17 protein-coding genes and 1 pseudogene are annotated in these 24,043 nt (G+C 70.7%); 6 read left to right on the top strand and 12 right to left on the bottom strand.

The features are described from left to right. Positions 1-2,329: ATP-binding protein (locus GTY47_RS37865; protein ID WP_010042022.1), on the top strand; the 2,329-nt coding region annotated here is incomplete at its 5' end. Next, a complete protein-coding gene (locus GTY47_RS37860; protein WP_010042019.1) occupies positions 2,326-2,781 on the top strand; it encodes a response regulator in 456 nt (151 codons plus the stop codon). The genes GTY47_RS37865 and GTY47_RS37860, both read left to right, overlap by 4 nt. 3 nt (positions 2,782-2,784) lie before the next feature. Here the strand turns inward: GTY47_RS37860 and GTY47_RS37855 are convergent, their stop codons facing one another. After that, a complete protein-coding gene (locus tag GTY47_RS37855) occupies positions 2,785-4,659 on the bottom strand; it encodes an AMP-dependent synthetase/ligase (protein WP_010042016.1) in 1,875 nt (624 codons plus the stop codon). A 265-nt stretch (positions 4,660-4,924) separates the two neighbouring features. After that, positions 4,925-6,793, bottom strand: a complete 1,869-nt coding sequence (gene lepA, locus GTY47_RS37850) for a translation elongation factor 4 (protein WP_010042015.1) — start codon at positions 6,791-6,793, stop codon at positions 4,925-4,927. A 240-nt stretch (positions 6,794-7,033) separates the two neighbouring features. Between lepA and rpsT the strand changes: the two genes are divergently transcribed. Next, entirely contained in the window at positions 7,034-7,300 is a 267-nt protein-coding gene (gene rpsT, locus GTY47_RS37845) for a 30S ribosomal protein S20 (RefSeq protein ID WP_010042013.1), read from the top strand. A 192-nt stretch (positions 7,301-7,492) separates the two neighbouring features. On the opposite strand, the pseudogene GTY47_RS37840 reads toward rpsT, so the two are convergent. Beyond that, positions 7,493-7,889, bottom strand: a pseudogene (locus GTY47_RS37840) (nuclear transport factor 2 family protein). Positions 7,890-7,989: 100 nt separating this feature from the next. Here GTY47_RS37840 and GTY47_RS37835 point away from each other — a divergent pair. Continuing rightward, entirely contained in the window at positions 7,990-8,415 is a 426-nt protein-coding gene (locus GTY47_RS37835) for a VOC family protein (RefSeq protein WP_029181320.1), read from the top strand. 11 nt (positions 8,416-8,426) lie between these two features. Here the strand turns inward: GTY47_RS37835 and holA are convergent, their stop codons facing one another. From holA to leuS, 9 genes are all read right to left on the bottom strand, one after another. Further along, complete coding sequence (holA, locus tag GTY47_RS37830) at positions 8,427-9,416, bottom strand: DNA polymerase III subunit delta (protein WP_197709819.1); 990 nt, start codon at positions 9,414-9,416, stop codon at positions 8,427-8,429. A 107-nt stretch (positions 9,417-9,523) separates the two neighbouring features. Further along, on the bottom strand, positions 9,524-9,769 hold the full coding sequence (locus GTY47_RS37825; protein ID WP_078602878.1) for a hypothetical protein: 246 nt from the start codon (positions 9,767-9,769) through the stop codon (positions 9,524-9,526). A gap of 42 nt (positions 9,770-9,811) precedes the next feature. Beyond that, the gene (locus GTY47_RS37820; protein ID WP_010042007.1) at positions 9,812-10,693 is read right to left on the bottom strand and encodes a YceI family protein; all 882 of its coding nucleotides are present in this window, start codon (positions 10,691-10,693) and stop codon (positions 9,812-9,814) included. Positions 10,694-10,911: 218 nt separating this feature from the next. Beyond that, a complete protein-coding gene (locus GTY47_RS37815; RefSeq protein ID WP_010042006.1) occupies positions 10,912-11,751 on the bottom strand; it encodes an arylamine N-acetyltransferase in 840 nt (279 codons plus the stop codon). Between the two features lie 4 nt (positions 11,752-11,755). Then, positions 11,756-14,386: a ComEC/Rec2 family competence protein gene (locus GTY47_RS37810; protein WP_029181318.1), complete on the bottom strand. Its 2,631-nt coding sequence runs from the start codon at positions 14,384-14,386 to the stop codon at positions 11,756-11,758. Between the two features lie 122 nt (positions 14,387-14,508). After that, positions 14,509-15,666: a ComEA family DNA-binding protein gene (locus GTY47_RS37805; protein WP_029181317.1), complete on the bottom strand. Its 1,158-nt coding sequence runs from the start codon at positions 15,664-15,666 to the stop codon at positions 14,509-14,511. A gap of 119 nt (positions 15,667-15,785) precedes the next feature. Next, positions 15,786-16,631, bottom strand: a complete 846-nt coding sequence (locus GTY47_RS37800; protein ID WP_010041999.1) for a DegV family protein — start codon at positions 16,629-16,631, stop codon at positions 15,786-15,788. A 72-nt stretch (positions 16,632-16,703) separates the two neighbouring features. Beyond that, entirely contained in the window at positions 16,704-17,465 is a 762-nt protein-coding gene (locus tag GTY47_RS37795) for a hypothetical protein (protein ID WP_029181316.1), read from the bottom strand. A gap of 207 nt (positions 17,466-17,672) precedes the next feature. Continuing rightward, complete coding sequence (gene leuS / locus GTY47_RS37790; RefSeq protein WP_010041994.1) at positions 17,673-20,546, bottom strand: leucine--tRNA ligase; 2,874 nt, start codon at positions 20,544-20,546, stop codon at positions 17,673-17,675. A 466-nt stretch (positions 20,547-21,012) separates the two neighbouring features. On the opposite strand from leuS, the gene GTY47_RS37785 reads away from it, so the two are divergent. Then, the gene (locus tag GTY47_RS37785; RefSeq protein ID WP_010041992.1) at positions 21,013-22,278 is read left to right on the top strand and encodes a ferric reductase-like transmembrane domain-containing protein; all 1,266 of its coding nucleotides are present in this window, start codon (positions 21,013-21,015) and stop codon (positions 22,276-22,278) included. Next, the gene (locus GTY47_RS37780; protein WP_029181314.1) at positions 22,275-23,891 is read left to right on the top strand and encodes an NADH-quinone oxidoreductase subunit NuoF family protein; all 1,617 of its coding nucleotides are present in this window, start codon (positions 22,275-22,277) and stop codon (positions 23,889-23,891) included. The genes GTY47_RS37785 and GTY47_RS37780 overlap by 4 nt, the downstream gene beginning before the upstream one ends. Positions 23,892-24,043: the final 152 nt, after the last annotated feature.

Raw genomic sequence — 24,043 nt, 5'->3', positions numbered from 1 at the left:
CACGATCAACACGATGGTCGACACGCTGTCCTCCTTCGCCTCGGAGGTCACGCGCGTGGCCCGCGAGGTCGGCTCCGAGGGCCAACTCGGCGGCCAGGCCCGGGTCGAGGGCGTCTACGGCACCTGGAAGCGCCTGACGACGAACGTCAACGAACTGGCCTCGAACCTCACCACCCAGGTCCGCGCGATCGCCGAGGTCGCCTCCGCCGTGGCCCAGGGCGACATGTCCCGCTCGATCACGGTCGAGACCCGCGGCGAGGTCGCCGAGCTGAAGGACAACATCAACCTGATGGTGGCCAACCTGCGCGAGACGACCCGCGCGAAGGACTGGCTGGAGTCCAACCTGGCCCGCCTCGCCGCCCTGATGCAGGGCCACCGCGACCTGATGGAGGTCGCCGACCTGATACTGCGCGAGCTGACCCCGCTGGTGAACGCCCAGTACGGCGCGTTCTACCTGGCCGACCCCGACGAGGACGGCGCGGCCCTGCGCACGACCGTGCCGACGAAGGGCCTGGCCTTCATCGCCGGCTACGGCGCCGCCCAGGACGCGACCGTCGAGACCGGCGCCCTCCCGGTGCACGGCCTGGTCGCGCAGGCGGCCCGGGAGAAGAAGCGGATCCTGGTCGAGGGCGCCCCGCCCGACTACATCAAGATCAACAGCGGTCTGGGCGAGGCGGCCCCGACCACGATCGTCATCATCCCGATCCTCTTCGAGGACAAGCTGCTCGGTGTCATCGAGCTCGCCTCCTTCTCCCGCTTCTCCGATGTGCACCTGGCCTTCTTCGACCAGTTCGTCAACACCATCGGCGTCGCCATCAACACGATCATCGCCAACTCCCGCACGGAGTCCCTGCTCGGCGAGTCCCAGCGCCTCGCCATGCAGCTCCAGGAGCGCTCGGACGAACTCCAGAAGCAGCAGGGCGAGCTGCAGCGCTCCAACGCCGAACTGGAGGAGAAGGCCGCCCTGCTGGCCACGTCCTCGCAGTACAAATCCGAGTTCCTGGCGAACATGTCGCACGAGCTGCGCACACCGCTGAACTCCCTGCTGATCCTGGCCCGGCTGCTCTCCGACAACCCGGACGGCCACCTCTCCGACCAGGAGGTGCAGTTCGCGACGACGATCCACCGCTCGGGCTCGGACCTCCTCCAGCTCATCAACGACATCCTGGACCTGTCGAAGATCGAGGCGGGCCGGATGGACGTACGCCCGAAACGACTGCCGTTGATCAAGCTGCTCGACTACGTCCACGCCACGTTCCGCCCCCTCACCATCGACCGGGGGCTCGCCTTCGAGGTGGCGGTCGGCGAGGACGTACCGCGCGAGATGTACTCGGACGAACAGCGCCTCCAGCAGATCCTGCGCAACCTCCTCTCCAACGCGATCAAGTTCACCGCGTCGGGCAAGGTCGAGCTGCGGGTCGACCGGGTGCAGGACGCGGAGCACCGATGGGGGTCCCCGCGCTCGAGCGGAGCCGAGAGCGGGGCAGTGCGGGACACCGACGACGTCATCGCCTTCGCCGTGTCCGACACCGGCATCGGCATCGCGCCGGAGAAACTCCCGGTGATCTTCGAGGCGTTCCAGCAGGCCGACGGCACCACCAACCGCAAGTACGGCGGCACCGGCCTCGGACTGTCCATCAGCCGGGAGATCGCGGGCCTGCTCGGCGGCCGGATCGTCGCCGAGAGCGAACCGGGCAAGGGCTCCAGGTTCACCCTGTACGTGCCTGTCCTGAGCCCCGGTCACACCGCGCCGGGACCGGCCCCCGAGGATCACCCCGAAGTGTCCCTGCCCCTCCAGCCGGCCACCGCGGGACCCTTCCCGGCCGCGTACGACACGGACGACGCCTGGCCCTCGCCGACCAGGCTGGAGGCGTGGACGTCCGGCAGGCCGGGCCGGATCCTGGCCGGGCGGCGAGTGCTGATCGTCGACGACGACATCCGCAACGTCTTCGCCCTCACCCATGTCCTGGGCCGCGTCGGCATGACCGTGCTGTACGCGGAGAACGGCCGCGAGGGCATCGAGACGCTGGAGCGCAGCGCGGACGTCGAACTGGTCCTGATGGACATCATGATGCCGGAGATGGACGGCTACGAGACCATCTCCGCCATCCGCCGCACCCCGCGCTGGGCGGACCTGCCCATCGTCGCCCTGACCGCGAAGGCGATGCCCGGCGACCGCGAGAAGTCCATCGCCCGCGGCGCCAACGACTACGTGCCCAAGCCGGTGGACATCGACCGGCTGCTGACGGTCGTGTGCGAACTGCTGAACACGGACGGCACGGACGACACGCAGGGAACGGAGGGCGCGGAGGAGGACCGACCGTCATGAGCACCGCACGCGCCGGAATACTCCTGGTCGACGACATGGAGGACAACCTGACCGCCCTGGAGGCCGTCCTCGCCTCCCTCAACGAGCCTCTGATACGCGCCCGTTCCGGCGAGGAGGCGATGAAGGCCGTGCTGCGCCAGCCCATCGCCCTGGTCCTGCTCGACATCCGCATGCCCGGCATGGACGGCTTCGAGACGGCCGCCCACATCAAACGCCTGGACCAGACCCGCGACGTCCCGATCATCTTCCTGACGGGCGCGGACGACGACTCGGGCTACGCCTTCCGCGGCTACGCCACAGGCGCCGCCGACTACGTGACCAAGCCGTTCGACCCGTGGGTCCTACGGGCCAAGGTGAGCGTCTTCCTGGACCTCTACCGCAAAGGCAGAGAGGTGGAACGCCTGCGCGCAGAGATCCAGGACCTGAAACGCCGGGTGGAACCGGGTAGTTAGCCCCTACGCCTCGCGAGCCCCCTCGTACATCTCCTCGATCAGATGCTTGTACTCCCGCTCCACAACCGGCCGCTTCAACTTCAGACTCGGCGTGATCTCACCGTGCTCGACATCGAGATCCCGCGGCAGCAACCGGAACTTCTTGATCGTCTGCCACCGCTGAAGCCCCTCGTTGAGCTGCTTCACATACCCGTCGACCATCTCCACCGTGACCGGCGAGGAAACGATCTCCTCGTACGACTTCCCCGCCAGCCCGTTCTCCTTCGCCCACTCCGTGATCGCGACCTCGTCGAGCGCGATGAGCGCCGTGCAGAAGTTCCGGTCGGCCCCGTGCACGAGGATGTTGGAGACGTACGGGCACACCGCCTTGAACTGCCCCTCGACCTCGGCCGGCGCGATGTACTTGCCGCCCGACGTCTTGATCAGGTCCTTCTTGCGGTCGGTGATCCGCAGATACCCGTCGGGCGACAGCTCCCCGATGTCCCCGGTGTGGAACCAGCCGTCCGCCTCCAGTACCTCGGCGGTCTTCTCGGGCAGCTTGTGGTAGCCCTCCATGATGCCCGGGCCGCGCAGCAGGATCTCCCCGTCGTCGGCGATGCGCACCTCCGTGCCGGGCAGCGGCTTGCCGACCGTACCGGTGCGGTAGGCCTCGCCCGGGTTCACGAAAGACGCCGCCGAGGACTCGGTCAGGCCGTAGCCCTCCAGGATGTGGATGCCGGCGCCGGAGAAGAAGTACCCGATCTCGGGTGCCAGCGCCGCCGAACCCGAGACGCACGCCCGCAGGTTCCCGCCGAAGGCCTCCCGGATCTTGGCGTACACCAGCGCGTCCGCGACCTTGTGCTTCGCGCCCAGCCCGAACGGCACGGACATGGTCCCGGTGCGCCGGAAGTTGTCCTGGGCGACCTTGGCGTACTCACGGGCGACCTCGGCGGCCCACTGGAAGATCTTGTACTTGGCGCCACCGCCCGCCCGGGCCTTGGCGGCGACTCCGTTGTAGACCTTCTCGAAGATGCGCGGCACGGCCGCCATGTACGTCGGCTGCACCACCGGCAGGTTCTCGATGATCTTGTCGACGCGGCCGTCCACCGCGGTGACGTGCCCGACCTCGATCTGGCCGGAGGTGAGCACCTTGCCGAAGACGTGCGCGAGGGGCAGCCACAGGTACTGCACGTCCTCGCTGCTGATCAGCCCGGTCGCGGCGATCGCCTTCGCCATGTACGACCAGTTGTCGTGCGGGAGGCGCACGCCCTTGGGGCGGCCGGTGGTGCCGGAGGTGTAGATGAGGGTGGCCAGCTGGTCCTTGGTGATCGCGCCGGCCCGCTCCTTGACCAGGTCGGGATCCTTCTCCAGCCGGGCCGCGCCGCGCTTCTCCAGCTCGTCCAGGGTGAGGATCCAGTCGGCCGTCTCGACCCCGGCCGGGTCGATGACCACGACGTGGGTGAGGTCGGTCAGCTCGCCGCGCTTCTCCTGCGCCTTGGCCAGCTGCTCGACGTTCTCCGCGATGAGCACCCGGCTCTCGGAGTCCGACAGGATGTACGCCGACTCCTCGGCGTTGGTCTGCGGGTAGACCGTGGTCGTGGCGGCGCCGGCGCACATGATGCCGAGGTCGGCGAGGATCCACTCGATGCGGGTGCTGGACGCGAGGGCGACGCGCTGCTCGGGCTGCACGCCCAGTTCGATGAGCCCGGCCGCGATGGCGTAGACCCGCTCGGCGGCCTGCGCCCAGCTCAGCGACTTCCAGTCGTCCGGCCCCTGCCCGGAGGACGCGGGCACCGGATAACGGTAGGCCTCGGCGTCCGGCGTGGCCGCCACGCGGTCCAGGAAGAGGCCCGCCACGGACGGCGGACGGTTCTCGATCAGTGTCTGTGTGTCGCTCACGACATCCTCCGGGGCCCGCGACGGTGCGGCTGGCTCAGGTGCGGCTGGTTTTCACTCACGAGCTGCTGTTCGCGAGCCGTTGTTTAACTCGCGAGTAACTATCGAGCAGGGATCAGAGTAAAGGTCGACCGGCCGCTGCGTAAGGGTCCGCGGCCTGTCACTTCGTACAGAGAGCTACCCCACGTACGCACAACGGCCCGCCGCACTTGCGCACGACGGGCCCCTGTTCTACCCGGTTTGCGGTGTAACCCAAGGTAATCCGTGATTACTTCTTGCCCTTGCCCGACCCCGCGCTGTCATCGCTCGACAGGACGGCGATGAACGCCTCCTGCGGAACTTCCACGGAACCCACCATCTTCATCCGCTTCTTGCCCTCCTTCTGCTTCTCCAGCAGCTTCCGCTTACGGGAGATGTCACCGCCGTAGCACTTGGCGAGGACGTCCTTGCGGATGGCGCGGATGGTCTCGCGGGCGATGACCCGGGAGCCGATGGCGGCCTGGACCGGCACCTCGAAGGCCTGCCGCGGGATGAGCTCTTTGAGCTTCGCGACGAGCCGCACGCCATAGGCGTACGCCTGGTCCTTGTGGGTGATCGCCGAGAACGCGTCGACCTTGTCGCCGTGCAGCAGGATGTCGACCTTGACCAGGCTGGAGGTCTGCTCGCCGGTGGGCTCGTAGTCGAGCGAGGCGTAACCGCGGGTCTTGGACTTCAGCTGGTCGAAGAAGTCGAAGACGATCTCGGCGAGGGGCAGGGTGTAGCGGACCTCGACCCGCTCCTCGGAGAGGTAGTCCATGCCGAGCAGGGTGCCGCGCCGGGTCTGGCACAGCTCCATGATCGAGCCGATGAACTCGCTGGGCGCCAGGATGGTGGCCCGCACGACCGGCTCGTAGACCTCCGAGATCTTGCCCTCGGGGAACTCGCTCGGGTTGGTGACGGTGTGCTCGCTGCCGTCCTCCATGACGACGCGGTAGACCACGTTCGGCGCGGTGGCGATCAGGTCGAGCCCGAACTCGCGCTCCAGCCGCTCCCGGATCACGTCCAGGTGCAGCAGGCCGAGGAAGCCGACACGGAAGCCGAAGCCGAGTGCGGCGGAGGTCTCCGGCTCGTAGACCAGCGCGGCGTCGTTGAGCTGGAGCTTGTCGAGGGCCTCGCGCAGCTCCGGGTAGTCCGAGCCGTCCAGGGGGTAGAGGCCGGAGAAGACCATGGGCTTGGGGTCCTTGTAGCCGCCCAGCGGCTCCACGGCACCCTTGGACTGGCTGGTGACGGTGTCACCGACCTTGGACTGGCGGACGTCCTTCACGCCGGTGATGAGGTAGCCCACCTCGCCGACGCCGAGACCGTCGGACGACAGCATCTCCGGCGAGTTGGTGCCGATCTCCAGCAGCTCGTGCGTGGCGCCCGTGGACATCATCTTGATGCGCTCACGCTTGTTGAGCTGCCCGTCGATGACACGGACGTACGTCACCACGCCGCGGTAGGAGTCGTAGACGGAGTCGAAGATCATGGCGCGCGCGGGGGCGTCCTTCACACCGACCGGGGCCGGGACCTGTTCGACGACCTTGTCCAGCAGCGCCTCGACACCGAGCCCGGTCTTGGCGGAGACCTTGAGCACGTCGTCGGGCTCGCACCCGATGAGGTGGGCGAGCTCCTCGGCGAACTTCTCGGGCTGCGCGGCCGGCAGGTCGATCTTGTTCAGCACGGGGATGATCGTGAGGTCGTTCTCCATCGCCAGGTAGAGGTTGGCGAGGGTCTGCGCCTCGATGCCCTGGGCGGCGTCGACCAGGAGGATGGTGCCCTCACAGGCGGCGAGCGATCGCGAGACCTCGTAGGTGAAGTCGACGTGCCCCGGGGTGTCGATCATGTTCAGGATGTGCGTCTTGCTCTTGTCGTGGGAGGGGGCCCACGGGAGTCGCACCGCCTGGGACTTGATCGTGATGCCGCGCTCACGCTCGATGTCCATGCGGTCGAGGTACTGAGCACGCATCTGCCGCTGCTCGACCACTCCGGTCAGCTGGAGCATCCGGTCGGCGAGCGTGGACTTGCCGTGGTCGATGTGCGCGATGATGCAGAAATTGCGGATCAGAGCCGGGTCGGTACGGCTCGGCTCGGGCACATGGCTAGGGATCGCGGGCACGCAGGGTCCTGATTCTTGAGGCGTCCGCAGTGTCTGCGGTCTCGGGTCGGATCGATACGTAGCCTCCATGGTCCCACGGGTGGGGACCATGGACGGGTTTGGGCCATGAATGCGCCCGCTGGTACCGTGGGGGGCTGTGCCTCGTGCCCTCTCGCGGGAGGCACTCCTTCAAGAAATCACCCGGTACCGGACCGTGCGGCACCCGTGCGGCCCCGTGCCAGAACCTGAGAAGGCTCATTCGTGGCGAACATCAAGTCCCAGATCAAGCGGATCAAGACCAACGAGAAGGCGCGGCTGCGCAACAAGGCCGTCAAGTCCTCCCTCAAGACCGCGATCCGCAAGGCTCGTGAGGCTGCTGCCGCGGGTGACGTCGAGAAGGCCACCGAGTACCAGCGCGCTGCCGCGCGTCAGCTCGACAAGGCCGTCTCGAAGGGCGTCATCCACAAGAACCAGGCTGCCAACAAGAAGTCGGCGCTGGCTCAGAAGGTCGCCGCGCTCAAGGGCTGACGTCTGATGTGACGCCGGAGGGATTCGAGCGGGCCCTCTCTCATCCGCTCCCGTCCGGCACCCCGAGCTCGTCCGCGGCCTGCGTTCGCCACGCGGGGACGAGCTCACCAGCTTCAACCGAAGGCCCCGGCGCCTCACCCTTCCCCAGGGTGGGCGGCGGGGCCTTCGGCATGCCCGCGCGGCGGCCGGTGGTCACGACCAGAACGCGTTGCTCTTGTCGATGTCCTCCAGGCACTCGTCGAGATCGCTGATCTTGTCTCCGACGACCCGGAAGACGATGCCTCCGTGCTCGTCGATGTGCTTGTCGCCCCGGTCGGCGGTGAAGCGGTGCACGCTGACGGCGTGTCCCCGGCCGTCGACGAACACGTTGAGCAGCTCGACCCGGAACGACCCGCCGGTCTCCGATGAGAGCCGGCCGTAGTAGTCGTTGATGATCGAATCGATCCCCTTGAAGTCCCCCGAGAGCGGATGCGAGCCGGGCACATGGTGCGTACAGTCCCCGGTCATGATGCCGCGGAGGGTGTCCATGTCTCCGCGCTGGAAGGCTTCAGCCCTTGCGGACGAGCGCTGCGTGCGGGTGCTCAGCCATGACCTTCGCCACCTCTCCGTCACTTGGCGACATACGGCTGATACACCCGATTTTCCTCCTCGACAGGAGGAGGGCGACTCGATCACGGCACAGTGGAGGCATGACCGCAGAGGACGCAAACGTGCTGGCCGGGGTCCGCGTGGCGACCCGGCTCCCCGCCCGGGACCTGGACCGGGCGCGGCGCTTCTACGCCGAGAAACTCGGCCTTGAGCCGGTCGACGAACGGCCCGGTGGGCTGCTGTACCGCTGCGGCGGCGGGGAATTCGTGCTGTTCCGGTCGACGGGGGCCTCGCCCGGCACCTTCACCCAGATGGCGCTGGAGGTCGACGACATCGAGGCCGCCGTGGCGGAGCTCAAGCGGCGCGGCGTGGTCTTCGAGGAGGTCGACGTGCCCGGCTTCCGCACGGAGGGCGGGATCGCCGAGATCGAGGGGAACTACCCGAGCAAGGGCGCCCGGGGAGAACGCGGCGCCTGGTTCCGTGACAGCGAGGGCAACCTCCTGGGGATCGGTCAGCCCCTGTACTGAGTCCCGCGGCCTCAGCCCCGGCCCCGGGAGCGAGCCGCCCGCGCGATCGTGACCACCGCCTTCTCCAGGGCGTACTCGGGATCGTCCCCGCCGCCCTTCACGCCCGCGTCCGCCTCGGCCACCGCCCGCAGCGCCACGGCCACCCCGTCCGGGGTCCAGCCCCGCATCTGCTGCCGCACGCGGTCGATCTTCCAGGGGGGCATGCCCAGCTCCCGCGCGAGATCGGCCGGGCGTCCGCCACGCGCGGACGACAGCTTCCCGATCGCCCGGACGCCCTGCGCCAGCGCGCTCGTGATCAACACCGGCGCCACCCCGGTCGCCAGCGACCAGCGCAACGCCTCCAGCGCCTCCGCCGCCCGGCCCTCGACCGCCCGGTCGGCGACCGTGAAGCTCGACGCCTCGGCCCGGCCCGTGTAGTACCGCCCGACGATCGCCTCGTCGATCGTCCCCTCGACGTCCGCGGCCAGCTGCGAGACCGCCGACGCCAGCTCCCGCAGATCGCTCCCGATCGCGTCGACGAGCGCCTGGCACGCCTCCGGCGTGGCGGACCTGCCCGCCGCCCGGAACTCGCCCCGCACGAACGCCAGCCGGTCCGCCGGCTTCGTCATCTTCGGACAGGCCACCTCGCGCGCCCCCGCCTTGCGCGCCGCGTCGAGCAGCCCCTTCCCTTTGGCCCCGCCGGCGTGCAGCAGCACTAGGGTGATCTCCTCGGCGGGCGCCCCGAGATAGGCCTTCACGTCCTTGATCGTGTCGGCCGACAGGTCCTGCGCATTGCGTACGACGACGACCTTGCGCTCCGCGAAGAGCGACGGGCTCGTCAGCTCGGCGAGCGTGCCGGGCTGCACCTGGTCCGGGGTCAGGTCCCGCACGTCCGTGTCGGCGTCGGAGGCCTTCGCGGCGGCCACCACCTCCTGCACGGCACGGTCGAGCAGCAGCTCCTCCTGGCCCACGGCGAGCGTCACGGGGGCGAGAGGGTCGTCATTCGCAGTCTTCCTGGCCATCGCGACAAGCATCCCACGCGGCACTGACAGCGGGTCCCGAAGGGCTCATGGCGTCCCCGCCGGGCTTCGTCCCTCCCGAGCGGGCCTACGGCTCCTCCAGAGGCGGCCTACGGCTCCTCCCGCCAGCCCTCCCACTCCCCCGCGAACCGGTCCAGCTCCCCGGGGTCCAAGCGTTCTTCCTCGTCCCTGAGGACGACCAGCCACTGCGCGTCCTCGGCGTCGTCCTCGCCGGCCAGCGCGTCCCGCACGAGCCGCGGCTCCTCGACGACGCCGAAACGCTCGGGGAGCGCCTGGACCACCTCTTCCGCCGCGTCCCTGTCGGGCAGCACCAGCACATGTCGCACATCACTCACGCCGGCCATTGTCCGACACGCCGCCGCGGCCGGTCCGCCGGCTCAGCTCTTGCGGACGACCTGCACGTCGAGGTCGACCTTGATGCTCGGTCCCACCACCGCGATGCCGCGGGCCAGCATCGTCTGCCAGCTCACCGTGAAGTCGTCCCGGTGCAGTTCGGTCGTGGCCCGGCAGGCAGCCCGTACCTCGCCCTCCATGCCGTTGCCCAGCCCCAGGTACTCCGTGTCCAGCGTGACCGTGCGCGTCACGCCGTGCAGCGACAGCGCCCCCGTCACGGCCCACCGGTTCCCGCCCTTGTGCACGAACCGCTCGCTGTAGAACTCGAGGGTCGGGAACTTCGCGACGTCCAGGAAGTCCGCCGACCGCAGATGGTCGTCGCGCATCTTCATGTTGGTGTCGATGGACGCCGCGTCGATCACCACGTGCATCGCCGACCGCTCCAGCGGCTCGGTGATCCGTATGACGCCCGCGAAGGACTTGAACTGTCCGTGGATGCGCGCCAGGCCGATGTGCCGAGCGGTGAAGCCGATCGAGGAGTGCGCCGACTCGATCTCCCAGTCGCCGGGCGCGGGCAGCTCCGGCGGCTGGGCCACCTGGAGCGTCACGTCACCGAGCGACGCGAGCGCGTTCTCGGCGACCTGCGTGGTCGCCCGATACGGCGTGTACCCCTCAGCGGACACCGCGAGCCGGTACTCCCCCGCCGGCACCGTCGTCATGAACGACCCGAACGGATCCGCTCCCCCGCTGACCACCGGACGCCCCATGGCGTCGGTGACCGCGAACTCCGCGTGTCTGACCGGTTCGTTGACCGGGTCGAGCACCCGGCAGGCCAGCACCCCGGCGCTCGGCGGCGTCGGCACCGCCCCCAGGGGGCTCGTCCGGTGCACCCGGTTGGTTCGGCTTCCCAGCCAGCGGCCGATCATCTGGACACCTCGTGCGACTCGAAGTCAGCTGTTTGATCACGGATCACCGAGGAGGCATTCGACCACCGATGAGGCTTTCGAGGCAACACGGGACCACATCACGGGAATCCAGCACTTGTGCTGGGACTACGCACGAGTAGCACCATGTGGGCCAAGTGGGGTGTCTGGCCCCTCTGCACCTTCTGGTCTCGCTGCTCCCTCGCCCCCTCCGGCCCGGATCAGCCGTCCTGCCCGGTACCCCGGACCGTCGGCACCGACCCGAGCTCGATACCGAACCGCTCCCGGTACACCCCGAGCACCTCCTCGTCCGTCCCCAGCTCCCGCTCCTCCCGGGTGCCGTCGGCCCCGGTCACCGTGAGTCTGCGGCCGCTGAGCGTGATCCTCCCTCCGTCCTCCGTGACCCGCGAACAGACCAGCGACCGCGTGAAGTGCGACACCGGCGACGTGCTGTGCCACCACGCCCCGGCCACGAAGTCCCCGAGCACCCGCGGCCGTACCTCCAGGCGGTACTGCGGTCTGCCGTCGCGGATCACGTCCAGGTCCGCCGCCTCCACCGTGTCGTGCCCACCGCGTACCCCGGCCGCGTCCGGCTGCGCCTCGACGATCCGGAACGTGCCCCCGGGATCCTCCTGTTCCCCCCTCTCCCCGAACGCCAGCGGCAGGTGGCTGTGCGCCCCGAACCCGACGTCGGCCAGCCAGTCGCCCCCGTCCACCGTCCGCACCCGCAGCGCGAGATGGTCGTACGGGATACCGAGCCGCTCCTCGTCCCCGTACACCCGCGCCGCGAGCAGCGCCACGTCGTACCCCAGCGCGGCGAGCAACGCCCCGAAGGCGCCGTTGAGTTCGTAACAGAACCCGCCCCGCCGGGCACCCACCACCTTGTCCAGCAGCCGCTTCTCCTCCAGCACGATCTCCTCGCCGAGATGGATCGACAGGTTCTCGAACGGCACGGTCCGCAGGTGGCGCAGGTGCAGTTCACGGAGCACGTCGACGGTGGGCCACGCCGGGTGCTCGGCTCCCAGGCGGCGGAGATAGGCATCAACCTCTGCTGAGTTCATGCCCTCAGTCTCGCGCCACCCTCAGCTCCCCGCCCCCTCCTACGACCGCCAGTGCGCCGTCCCGGTCCGTCCGCAGCACCGCCGCACCTCCGGCGCGCAGCGCCGCGATCGTGCCGGGCGCCGGATGTCCGTAGCTGTTGTCGGCGCCGCAACTGATCAGGGCCAGCCGCGGGGCCGCCCGGCGTATCAGGCCGGGGTCCTGATACGCCGATCCGTGATGGGCGACCTTCAGCACGTCCACGCTCTCCAGGATTTCGGCCGCCGGTGACCTCGCCAGCGCCCGCTGGGCCGGAGGTTCGAGGTCGCCGAGGAGCAGCAGGCGCAGTCCGGCCGACCGGACCAGCATGGCGACACTGGCGTCGTTCGGCCCCTCCGGCGCCGGGTGGGCCGGGAGCACCCGCGGAGGCGGGCCCGGTGGAGGGGGCGGGGGCGGGCCCGGTGGCGGGTTCGGGGGCGGCCACACCACCTGCCACGCCAAATCCCCCGTGCGACGCTGCTCCCCGGCGGCGGCCCGCGACACGGGAACCCGCCGGGCCGCCGCCTGTCTCCGGACGAACGCGGCCTGATCGGCGGGCTCTTCGAAGCCGGTCGTCTCGATCGCGCCCACCGCCCGTCCGCGCAGCACACCGGGCAGTCCCGCCACGTGATCGGCGTGGAAGTGGGTGAGCACGACCAGCGGGATCCTGGTGACGCCGAGTGAGCGCAGGCAGTGGTCGACGAGCTGCGGATCGGGTCCCGCGTCCACCACCACACCGGTGCCCTCGCCCGCCGCGAGCACCATGGCGTCGCCCTGCCCCACGTCGCACATCACCAGCCGCCAGCCGGGCGGCGGCCAGCCCGTGACCACCCGGGTCAGCGGCGGCGGCTGCACAAGCACCAGCACCATCAGCAGGCCGCAGCCCCCACACCACCAGGGATGGTCGAGCAGCCGCCGCCCCACGAGCAGCACGACCAGCGTCACGGCCGCGAGCAGCGCCGCACCCGCCCAACTGCCCGGCCAGTCCACTCCCGCCCCCGGCAGCGCGGCCCCGGCACGGGCGACCCCCGCGATCCACTCCGCGGGCCAATGCGCGCACCACGCCAGGGCCTTGGCCACGGGCATCGCCATCGGTGCCGTGGCCAGTGCCGCGAAGCCCAGCACGGTGGCCGGCGCGATCGCGAACTCCGCGATCAGGTTGCACGGCACCGCCACCAGGCTCACCCGCGCCGACAGCACGGCGACGACGGGCGCGCACAGGGCCTGCGCGGCTGCGGCGGCGGCCAGCGCCTCGGCCAGTCGCGGCGGCACCCCGCGCCGCCGCAGCCCGGCGCTCCAGCGCGGGGCGAGCGTGAGCAGGGCGCCGGTGGCCACGACGGAGAGCAGGAACCCGTAACTCCGGGCCAGCCACGGGTCGTACAGCACCAGCAGCAGGACCGCCGTCGCCAGCGCCGGGATGAGTGACCTGCGGCGGCCGGTCGCGAGGGCGAGCAGCGCGACGGCTCCGCAGGCCGCGGCCCGCAGCACGCTCGGATCCGGTCTGCACACGACGACGAACCCGAGTGATAGCATGCCCCCGAGCACGGCGGTGGCCCGCAGGGAGACACCGAGGCGAGGCGCGAGCCCCCGCCGCTCGACGTGCTGTGCCAGGCCCGGCGGCCCCAGCAGCAGGGCGAGCAGGATCGTGAAGTTGGCCCCGGACACGGCCAAGGTGTGCGTGAGGTCGGTCTCCTTGAAGGCCTCCTCCAGCTCCGGGGTGATCCGCGAGGTGTCCCCCACGACCAGCCCCGGCAACAGCGCCCGGGCATCCGTCGGCAGCCCGTCGGTCGCCTCCCGCAGCCCGGCCCGCAACCGCCCGGCGAGCCGCTGAGCAGCCGAGGGTTCCCCGACCACCTCCGGTTCGGCCTCGCCCCGCACCCGCAGCACCGCCGCGACCCGGTCACCGCCCGTCATCGCCGGCGCCAGCCGCGCGCTGACCCGCAGCCGCGTCGACGGCAGCAGCCCCAGCCACGGTGACCGCACCGGCCCACCGGCGGCAGGCCGCCCACCTTCGACGGTCCCGGTCACGGCTGTCGACCGCCGATCCCCCACGCCCACGGCCGCCCCACCCGCAGGAGCCGACCGCCCACCCTCGGCGGCCCGGTCGGCCGAGCCCACGTCGACGATCAGCAGCACCGGCGTCCGCGTCCCCACCGTCGCGCCACCCGCCTCCTGGACGTGCCGCACATCGGCCTCGATCAGCACCGCGGTCGGAGCGACGTGATCGCCCCGGACCTTCGGCCGGGTGAGCCGGGGATCGGAGGTCAGCTCCACCTCGGCGGTCACCGTCGCGTACTCCCGCGCCAGGCCGGGCACAGGCCCCCGGCGCAGATCCGCCCCATGCAGCCCGGCCGAGACGGCTGCCGCGGCCACGCACAGCAGCACGGCTGCGGCCGACGCCCGCGACCAGGACGCCCACCCCGCCCACCGGGCCGACGGCAGCAGGGCGACGGCGGCCAGACAGCCGGCCACGATGCCCAGGACCCACCCCGGCGACGCGTCCAGCACCAGCGCCGCCGTGCCCCAGGCCGCGAGGGCGGGTGGGACGAGTCGTAGGTCCGTGGGTCCTTCCTGGCGCGGACGGGCGCTGCCCAGCCGCTTCCCGGAGGAGGCGTGCACGATCGAACGGGCGGGCGAGTCCGACTGGGTGAGAGGGACCGGCCGGCCCGGAGGAGCCGCCCCGGTGGTGAAGACCGCGGGTGCCGCCTCGTCCCGCCCCGTCGGCACGTCACGGCCGCTCCTCATGGCCGTACGAGATTCCGCAGGTCGGCGAAGCGGCGGTCGCCGATGCCGTTCACCTCGCGCAGCTCGTCCACGGAACGGAAGCCGCCGTGCTGCGTGCGGTAGTCGATGATGTGCTGCGCCAGCACCGGGCCGACGCCCGGCAAGGTGTCGAGCTGGTCGGCGGTGGCCGTGTTGAGGGAGACGGGAGCCCCCGGCAGCGCGCCACCCGCCGCCGCGCCGGCCGCTCCTCCGGCAGTCGTACCGCCCGCCCCGGTTCCCGCCACGGGAGCCGGTCCCCCGACGATGACCTGCTCGCCGTCGACGAGGAACCGGGCGCGGTTGAGGCCGTCGGTCTTCGTGCCGGGCTTCACCCCGCCCGCCGCGCGCAGCGCGTCCGCGACACGCGACCCGGCCGGCAGCCGGTGGACCCCGGGCTCACGGACCTTCCCTCCGACGTCCACGACGATCTCGGCCGCACCTGCCGCACCCGCCGCGCCTGTCGCCTTCGCCGCCCCGGCGGACGCACCCGCTCCGCGTTCCGGCTCGGCCTCTGCGCCCTCTCCCCGCTCCTCGTAGGGTGCCGCCGCTCGCACCACCTCCGGCGGCCGCACGGACTGGGTCCGGCCGGCCCAGAAGTGCTGCACGGCGAACGCTGCGGCGACGGCGAGCACCACCGTCAGCGCGAGCACGCTCCGCAGCTCCAGGCCGCACCTCGCCTGCAACCACAGGGGCATGCGCTCCCGCACCGCGAGCCCGGCCCGCTCCCGCCAGGCCCCTTCCCCCAGACGGCCGTCCCCGCGGCCTGTGCCGGCGCCCGCCTCACCGTCGACACCCACGCGTGCGCGGACGGACCCCACACCGGGTCGCACATCGGGATCCACTCCGGCCCCCGCAGCAGCCTCCGGCTGATCGAGCCCTAGCCGAGCACGCCCTGAAGCAACCGTCTCCTCGGGCGCGGGCGGCGGACCGTGCCCCGACTCCCGCCGCTCCCCGCCCCGTTCGGCATGCTCGCCGAACAGCACCTCCGCGCGGTGGCGGAGTTCCTCCGCCGAGGCATGACGATGCCGTGCCCGGCCGCGTGCGACAGGTCGGTGACGGACGCGGCCGTCGGACGCCGGTCCACGGCCCGGCCCGCTGGTCGCAGTCGCTGTGCGTGAACGTGATCGAAGTGCCATGCGACGAGGATCGGCCACATCGGCACCCTCGCGATGATCTTGGTCAATTCCCGGGGACAACGACCGACTTGTGGACAACTCCGCCACCCACACGGGTGATCAGAGCCCGCAGTGACCGTTCACTGCGGCGAAACCACGACCCCCAGCAACCCGGGCCCCGTGTGCGCCCCGATCACCGCCCCGACCTCGCTGACATGCAGATCGGCCAGCTCGGGCACCCGTGCCCGCAACCGGTCGGCGAGGGCCGAGGCCCGGTCCGGGGCGGCGAGATGGTGGACGGCGACATCGACCTGGGCGCTGCCCGCACGCTCGGCCGCGATCTCCTCAAGCCGGGCGATCGCCTTCGACGCGGTCCGCACCTTCTCCAGCGGTTCGATACGGCCGTCGGCCAGTTGCAGCAGCGGCTTCACCGCGAGCGCCGAGCCCAGCAGGGCCTGCGCGGCACCGATACGGCCGCCCCGGCGCAGGTAGTCGAGGGTGTCGACGTAGAAGTAGGCGGATGTGCCGGCGGCCCGCTTCTCCGCGGCCGTGACGGCTTCGTCCATCGTGCCGCCCGACTCCGCGGTCTGCGCCGCGGCGAGCGCGCAGAAGCCGAGCGCCATCGCGATCATGCCGGTGTCCACCACCCGCACGGGCACCGGCGCCTGCCGCGCGGCGGCGACGGCCGCGTCGTACGTACCGGAGAGCTCGGCGGAGAGATGGAGGGAGACGATGCCGGTGGCGCCGGACTCGGCGACCTTGCGGTACGTCTCCTCGAAGAGCGCGGGGCTGGGCCGCGAGGTGGTCACCGGGCGCCGCTTCTGCAAAGCCTGGGCGAGGGCTCGGGTCGAGATCTCGGTGCCCTCCTCCAGCGCCCGGTCGCCGAGGACGACGGTCAGAGGCACCGCTGTGATGCCGTGGCGCTCCATCGTCCGGGCCGGCAGGTAGGCCGTTGAATCGGTGACGATCGCGACATGGCGGGACATGAGCTGGAGGTTACCTGCCGTAGTGCCCGTGCGGCAGCCCGGCCCCCGTGCCCTGTGATGCGAGTGGCCGGATCAAGTGGTGCTCTCGGGGCGGGGCTTCTTCTGCCAGGGGTAGGTGGGGCGCGGCCCCGACGGGCTGATGGCGGGCCGTGCCGGCTCCTGCGCCTGGTTGGACTGCGGGGTCTGAGGCCAGGTCTGCCCGGCCGTGGCGTCATCGGCGGCGGGTGCCTCGGGCCACGGCGTCGCGGCCGACTGCGGCTTCGGCGAGGCGGCGGGCCCGGGCTCCGGCTCCGTCGTCCAGTGCCGCAGCGCCCCGGCCTCCACGTCGATCTGGGCGCTGAGCGTGTCCAGGTCGTCCTCCGCGAAGCGGCGGGCTCGGTCGCGGACCGCCCAGCGCAGGGCGTCCGCCGACTGTGTGATGCGTTCGGTGCGCTCACGCAGCTCGGGCAGCCGGGCGGTGAGCGCGGTGCGATCGGGCTCGGTCTCCAGGCGTTTCAGCTCGTCGTCCAGCTCGTGCCCGTGGGCGCCGAGCCGCTCGAAGAGGCCGATGGACTCCTTCAGGGACTCGTCCTCGGCGACGGCCGCGTGCAGCGCGTCCTGGGTGGCGCGCATCGACGTGCGCAGTTTCAGACGGAGTTGGGCGAGCTCCCCCGCGGCGCCCGGCTGGGCGAAGGACTTGGCCCGCAGGGTGTGGTCCTCGACCGTGCGGCGGGCCTGCGTGATGCCCCGGTCCACGCCGCGCTTGGCGGCGCCGACCACCTTGACCGTGGCGTACACACCGAGCCCCAGAAAGAGGACGAAAAGCAGGGCGAACACTGCGATCACTGCTTCCACCGGCTCCTCCTCAGGGCGTCTCGGCACATCTCACGCCGCTCCTCAACGGTAAACGCAACAGGCAGGCCCGGAGTTCCAGAAAAACCCCGAACCTGCCCGTAGGGGACCACCCCGATGGAGGCCTGCGAGGCCCCTGCGTGCCCGCCCGTGCGTCCTCGCCGGTGCGTCCTCGCCCGTGCGTCCTGGCCCGTGTGCCCTCGCCCCTGCCTACGCCGGAACGATGTTCACCAGCTTCGGCGCCCGCACGATCACCTTCCGGATCCCGGCCCCGCCCAGCGCGGCGGTGACCTTCTCGTCCGCCAGGGCGACCTTCTCCAGCTCGTCCTCGGAGATCGACGGCGAGACCTCCAGCCGCGCCTTGACCTTGCCCTTGATCTGCACGACACAGGTCACGGTCTCGTCGACCACGTACGCCGGGTCGGCCACCGGGAAGTCCTGGTGGACGACCGAGTCGGTGTGCCCCAGCTTGCGCCACAGCTCCTCGGCGATGTGCGGGGCCAGCGGCGCGACCATCAGCACCAGCGGCTCCGCGACGGACCGCGGCACTGCCCCGCCCGCCTTGGTCAGGTGGTTGTTCAGCTCGGTGACCTTGGCGATGGCGGTGTTGAACCGCATGCCCTCCAGGTCCCCGCGCACACCGTCGATCGCCTTGTGCAGGGCGCGCAGCGTCTCCTCGTCCGGCTCCGCGTCGACGACGGTCACCTCTCCGGTCGCCTCGTCGACGATGTTGCGCCACAGCCGCTGCAGCAGCCGGAACTGGCCCACCACCGCGCGCGTGTCCCAGGGCCGGGAGACGTCCAGCGGGCCCATCGCCATCTCGTACAGCCGCAGCGTGTCGGCGCCGTACTCGGCGCAGATCTCGTCCGGAGTGACCGCGTTCTTCAGGGACTTGCCCATCTTGCCCAGCAGCCGGGAGACCTTCTCGCCCTGGTGGTAGTACACGCCGTCGCGCTCCTCCACCTCGGCGGCCGGCACCGCGATGCCACGGCTGTCGCGGTAGACGTAGGCCTGGATCATGCCCTGGTTGAACAGCTTGTGGAACGGCTCGGCCGAGGAGACGTGCCCCAGGTCGTACAGCACCTTGGACCAGAAGCGCGCGTACAGCAGGTGCAGCACGGCGTGCTCGGCGCCGCCGACGTACAGGTCGACACCGCCGTGCGGCATGCCCTCGCGCGGGCCCATCCAGTACTGCTCGACCTCCGGGTCGACCAGCTGCTCGCTGTTGTGCGGGTCCAGGTAGCGCAGCTCGTACCAGCAGGAACCGGCCCAGTTGGGCATGGTGTTGGTCTCACGCCGGTACCGCTTGGGACCGTCGCCCAGGTCCAGCGTGACGTTGACCCAGTCCTCGTTGCGGGACAGCGGGGTCTCGGGCTGGGTGTCGGCGTCGTCCGGGTCGAAGGTGCGCGGCGAGTAGTCCTCGACCTCGGGCAGTTCCAGGGGCAGCATCGACTCGGGCAGCGCGTGGGCGATGCCGTCCTCGTCGTAGACGATCGGGAAGGGCTCGCCCCAGTAGCGCTGGCGGCTGAACAGCCAGTCGCGCAGCCGGAAGTTGACGGTGCCCTCGCCGATGCCCTTGCTCTCCAGCCATTCGGTGATGCGCGCCTTGGCCTCGGCGACGCCCAGGCCGTCCAGGCTGACCTCGTCGTTCGACGAGTTGATGATCCTGGCGTCGTAGGACGAGAAGGCGTTCTCCCACGTCGCGGTGTCCGTGCCGCGGCCGTCGGTCGGCTCGACGATGCAGTGGATCGGCAGCTCGAAGGCGCGCGCGAACTCGAAGTCACGCTGGTCACCGGCCGGGACGGCCATGATCGCACCGGTGCCGTAGCCCATCAGCACGTAGTCGGCGATGAAGACCGGGACCTGCTCGCCGTTGACCGGGTTGGTCGCGTACGCGCCGATGAAGACGCCGGTCTTGTCCTTGGCCTCGGCCTGCCGCTCCACGTCGGACTTGGACGCGGCCTGTGCGCGGTAGGCGGCGACGGCCTCACCGGGGGTGGCGTGGCCGCCCGTCCACACCTCGTGGGTGCCCTCCGGCCAGGCGGCCGGGGTGAACTTCTCGACCAGCGGGTGCTCGGGCGCCAGCACCATGTAGGTCGCGCCGAACAGGGTGTCCGGGCGGGTGGTGAAGACGGTGATGCGCTCGCCGTCGATGGGGAAGTCGACGCGGGCGCCCTCCGAACGGCCGATCCAGTTGCGCTGCTGCAGCTTGATGGCCTCGGGCCAGTCCAGCTCCTCCAGGTCCTCCAGCAGCCGGTCGGCGTAGGCCGTGATGCGCATGTTCCACTGGCGCAGCTTGGCCTTGAAGACCGGGAAGTTGCCGCGCTCGGAGCGGCCCTCGGCGGTGACCTCCTCGTTGGCCAGCACGGTGCCCAGTCCGGGGCACCAGTTGACCGGCGCGTCGGAGGCGTAGGCCAGCCGGAACTCGCCCAGGACGTCGGCCTTCTCGGCGGCGCTCAGCTCGCTCCACGCGCGCGGGTGGCCCGGTACGGGCCGCTCACCCGACTCGAACTGCTCGATCAGTTCGGAGATCGGGCGGGCCTTCCTCGCCTCGTGGTCGTACCAGGAGTTGAAGATCTGCAGGAAGATCCACTGGGTCCACTTGTAGTACTCCGGGTCGATCGTGGCGAACGACCGGCGCTTGTCGTGGCCCAGGCCCAGCCGGCGCAGCTGGGACTTCATGTTCTCCATGTTGGCTTCGGTGGACGCGCGCGGGTGCGTGCCGGTCTGCACGGCGTACTGCTCGGCGGGCAGGCCGAAGGCGTCGAAGCCCAGGGTGTGCAGGACGTTGTGGCCGGTCATGCGCTGGAACCGGGCGAAGACGTCCGTGGCGATGTAGCCCAGCGGGTGGCCTACGTGCAGGCCCGCACCCGAGGGGTACGGGAACATGTCCATGATGAACTTCTTGGGCTTGGCGACGGTGCCCGGATCGCCCGCCAGGTCGCCCTTCGGGTTGGGCGCGCCGTAGGTGCCGTCGGCGTCCCAGAAGTCCTGCCAGCGTGCTTCGATCTCGGCAGCCATCGCGGCCGTGTAGCGGTGCGGCGCTGCCACCTCGGAGGCGGCAGCGGGGTTCGTCTCGCTCATGATCCTCAAAGCTCCATCGATCGTCTCTGCCTGCGGCTGTGTGGTTCGAGAAACGAAAAATCCCCTCGCACAGGAGGGGACGCCGCGCCGATTCCGGCCACTCGACTCGTCCGGTGGCCGGGACTGATCAGCGCGGCCCGCTAAGCAGAAGGCGTACGGCACGCATGGCGTTAGGGTACCGCAGGCCCCCAGCGCGCCGCGACGCGCTTCCGATGGGCCGTTTCGGCGCCCAAAAGCTGAACCAGAGTCAAAAGTTACTTCGCGTAACAGCAGCTAAGGGACATCACAACAGCCACATTGTCCTTTGATAACAACGCAATAACTCAAACCTCGTACCCATCGGTATGGCGCCGCTTAGAGTGCGGCAGCGGGACCGCTTTCCCGAACCGCTCGGAGTTGCCCCCATGAACCCTCATCGCAGTAACAGCTCGCTACGCCCGGTCACCGGGATGTGGGGAGGCCGGCCGTGACGAATTACGACTCCACGGTGGACGACTCGTTCGCCGACTTCCTCAACTTCGGCGCCGGCGTGCTGTCCCTCGTGTGTCTCTCCTGCTCGGTGATCTGGGGGCTCGTCGCCCAGGACCGGATCCTGCTGGACACGCGCCGGCGCATCCTGGCGCAGGCCGTGCACCGGACCACGGCGGTCGCCTCGATCGTCTTCCTCCTGGTGCACATCGGGGTCAAACTGGCGCTCGCCCACACCACGTGGGTCGCGGTGTTCATCCCCTTCGGACTCATCGCCAGCGACAACGACGAGCTCATGGGCCGGTCGTTCCTCGTCGGCCTCGGCACCCTGGCCAGCATGCTCATGATCTTCGTGGGCATCACGGGCGTGCTGCGCAACCGCTTCGCGTCCCCCGCGCCCGTCGCGGCCCGCTGGCGGGCCATGCACATGCTGGCCTACCCGGCCTGGTGCGCCGCCCTGGTCCACGGCCTCTACGCGGGCCGCCAGGCCAAGCCGATCTTCGTCATCCTGTACTGCCTGTCCCTGGCCGGCGTGGCCGCAGCCCTCGCTCTGCGCGCCGCTCCGCGCCCGGTCAAGCGCAAGGTCGCCGACAGGTTCGCCCAGCTCATCGGCCCCGGGGAGGGCCAGGGCCGCCGGGACCTGGAGGAGAGCCGGGCACGGGCGGGCACCGGCTCCGCGCTGCCGGGCTACGAGGGCCGGGACACTCCCGTGGGGGCCATGGCCTCCTCGTCGGGGCCGCGGTACGAGAAGGCGGAGCGCCCCTCGCCGCAGGAGTCCACGAGCGGCTTCGCAGCGGCCTACCGGGCCGTCTCGAGCCCGCCCCTGGGGCAGCAGGCCTTCGCGCCGGGGCCGACCAACCGCATGGAGCTGCCGCTCGACATGCAGCCCACCGAGACCATCCCCACCGTGGACGGCCCCTCCAGCACCTCGGGCAACTGGCCGATCCCGTCCCCGCCGCCGGTCGGCGAGGCGCCGCCGTCGGCCTACGACCCGCTCCAGGACACGGGCTTCAACATCCCGCCCTATGACCCGCTCCAGGACACCGGACAAAACATCCCGGCCTATGGCAATCCAGGCGCCGCTGGCTATGGATCGAGTGACGTGTACGACACGGGTGAGACGAACGCCGTCTACGACACGTACTACCCGAACGACACGTACAACAGCGGTCCCGCCACTGAAACACTGCCCGGTGCGTCCTACGACTTCGACGCGCCGGGATCGGGCGAACCTTGGAACACGCCTTCCGGAGGCTTTAAGTGAACGAGGCTTTGCCTGACGTACCCGAAGTCCGCGTGGTCGGTCTTCCCCAGCTCACGTCTGGCTTCGACCTTGTCGATCGGCTCGACCTGCCCATGCACCTGAAGGTGCACGGGCCACTTGAGCCGATGGGCGGCGAGCAGCTCGCGCAACTCGCCGAACGCATCAACCTGAAGGGCCGCGGCGGCGCGGGCTTCCCCTTCCACAAGAAGCTGCGCTCGGTCGCCGAGGCGGCGATCAAGCGCGGCGTCCGGCCGGTCGTCGTCGTGAACGGCAGCGAGGACGAGCCGGCCTGCCGCAAGGACACGGTGCTGATCAACCGTGCTCCCCATCTGATCCTGGACGGCGCACTGCTGTGCGCCGAGGCGCTGGGTGCCCGCACGCTCGTGGTGGGGGTCACCCGTGAGTCCACGCAGCGCTCCATGGAGGCCGCGCTCGCCGAACGCGGGCTCAACAACGGCCGGAGATCGGCTCTCCGCGCGCGCGTGCAGCGCAATCCGGTGCGTATGGTCACCGGCGCCGCCGCGTCGCTGATCCGCTCCATCGACGGCGGCCCGGCCATCCCGCCGGGCCGCAAGGTCAGCGCCTCGCAGAACGGCGTCGGCGGCGCGCCCACGCTGCTGTCCAACGCCGAGACCTTCGCCCAACTGGCCATCGCCGCCCGCATCGGCCCGGAGCGCTACGGCAACACCGGCCTGTACGACGAGCCGGGCACGGTCATGCTCACGGTCTCCGGCGCGGTCGCCCGCCCCATGGTGATCGAGGTCCCGACGGGCGTGCCGCTGCGGTACGTCCTCCAGCTCGCCGGCGCCCCGCCGGTACCCCAGGGCGTGCTCACCGGCGGCTACCACGGCAAGTGGATCGACGCCGCGACCGTCAACGAGGCGATCGTCTCGCGCAACTCCCTGGACGCGGTGGGCGGTGCGCTCGGCGCCGGCGCGATCCTGCCGATCACTCAGGAGACCTGCCCGCTGGGCGAGTCACTGCGCGTCGCCCAGTGGCTGGCGGAGGAGAGCGCGGGCCAGTGCGGCCCCTGCTACCTCGGTCTGCCGGCCGCCGCGCGCGGTCTGGAGGACATCCTCAACGGCGGCGGACCGGCCGCCCTGGAGGCGCTCAAGCAGGTCGCCAAGAACGTGAAGCGGCGCGGCGCGTGCTCGCACCCGGACGGCTCCGCGATGTTCATCGAGTCGACCATCAAGGCGTTCACGGACGACCTGGCCGCCCACGTCCTCGGCAACGGCTGCGGACGGCCCGTGGAGGGCGTTCTGCCGCTGTTCGAGGGCGGCAGGGCCCCTACGGGCATCCCGGGCGGCGGCGAGTCCGAGGAGAACGGCCCCAGCCGCCAGAAGATCTACGTCGACTGGACGCTGTGCCGGGGCCACGGCCTGTGCGCGGACATCCTCCCCGAGGTGTTCCAGCTCGGCGCGGACGGCTTCCCGACCGTGGCCCAGGCGCAGGTGCCGCGGTACGCCGAGGCCAAGGCTCTACGCGCGGTGCGCCGCTGCCCGGCGCTGGCCCTGCGCATCGAGGAGGACACCCGCGCCCAGGGCGGCGCGCCGTCCCGCAACCTCCCGGTCCTGTCCCAGGGCCGCGGCCGCCGCGCTCTCGGCCGCTGAGCACACGTACGGCGGGCTTCCCCCGGGGAAGCCCGCCGTACGCGTACACGGACACCGCACACGAAGAAGGCGGCCCATCCGATCGGATGGCCCGCCTTCTCATCTGCTGTGGAGCTAAGGAGAATTGAACTCCTGACCTCCTGCATGCCATG

The organism is Streptomyces sp. SID5464 (assembly GCF_009862985.1).
GTDB classification, from domain to species: Bacteria; Actinomycetota; Actinomycetes; order Streptomycetales; family Streptomycetaceae; genus Streptomyces; species Streptomyces chartreusis_D.
This window is presented reverse-complemented; position numbering and strand designations above follow the sequence as displayed.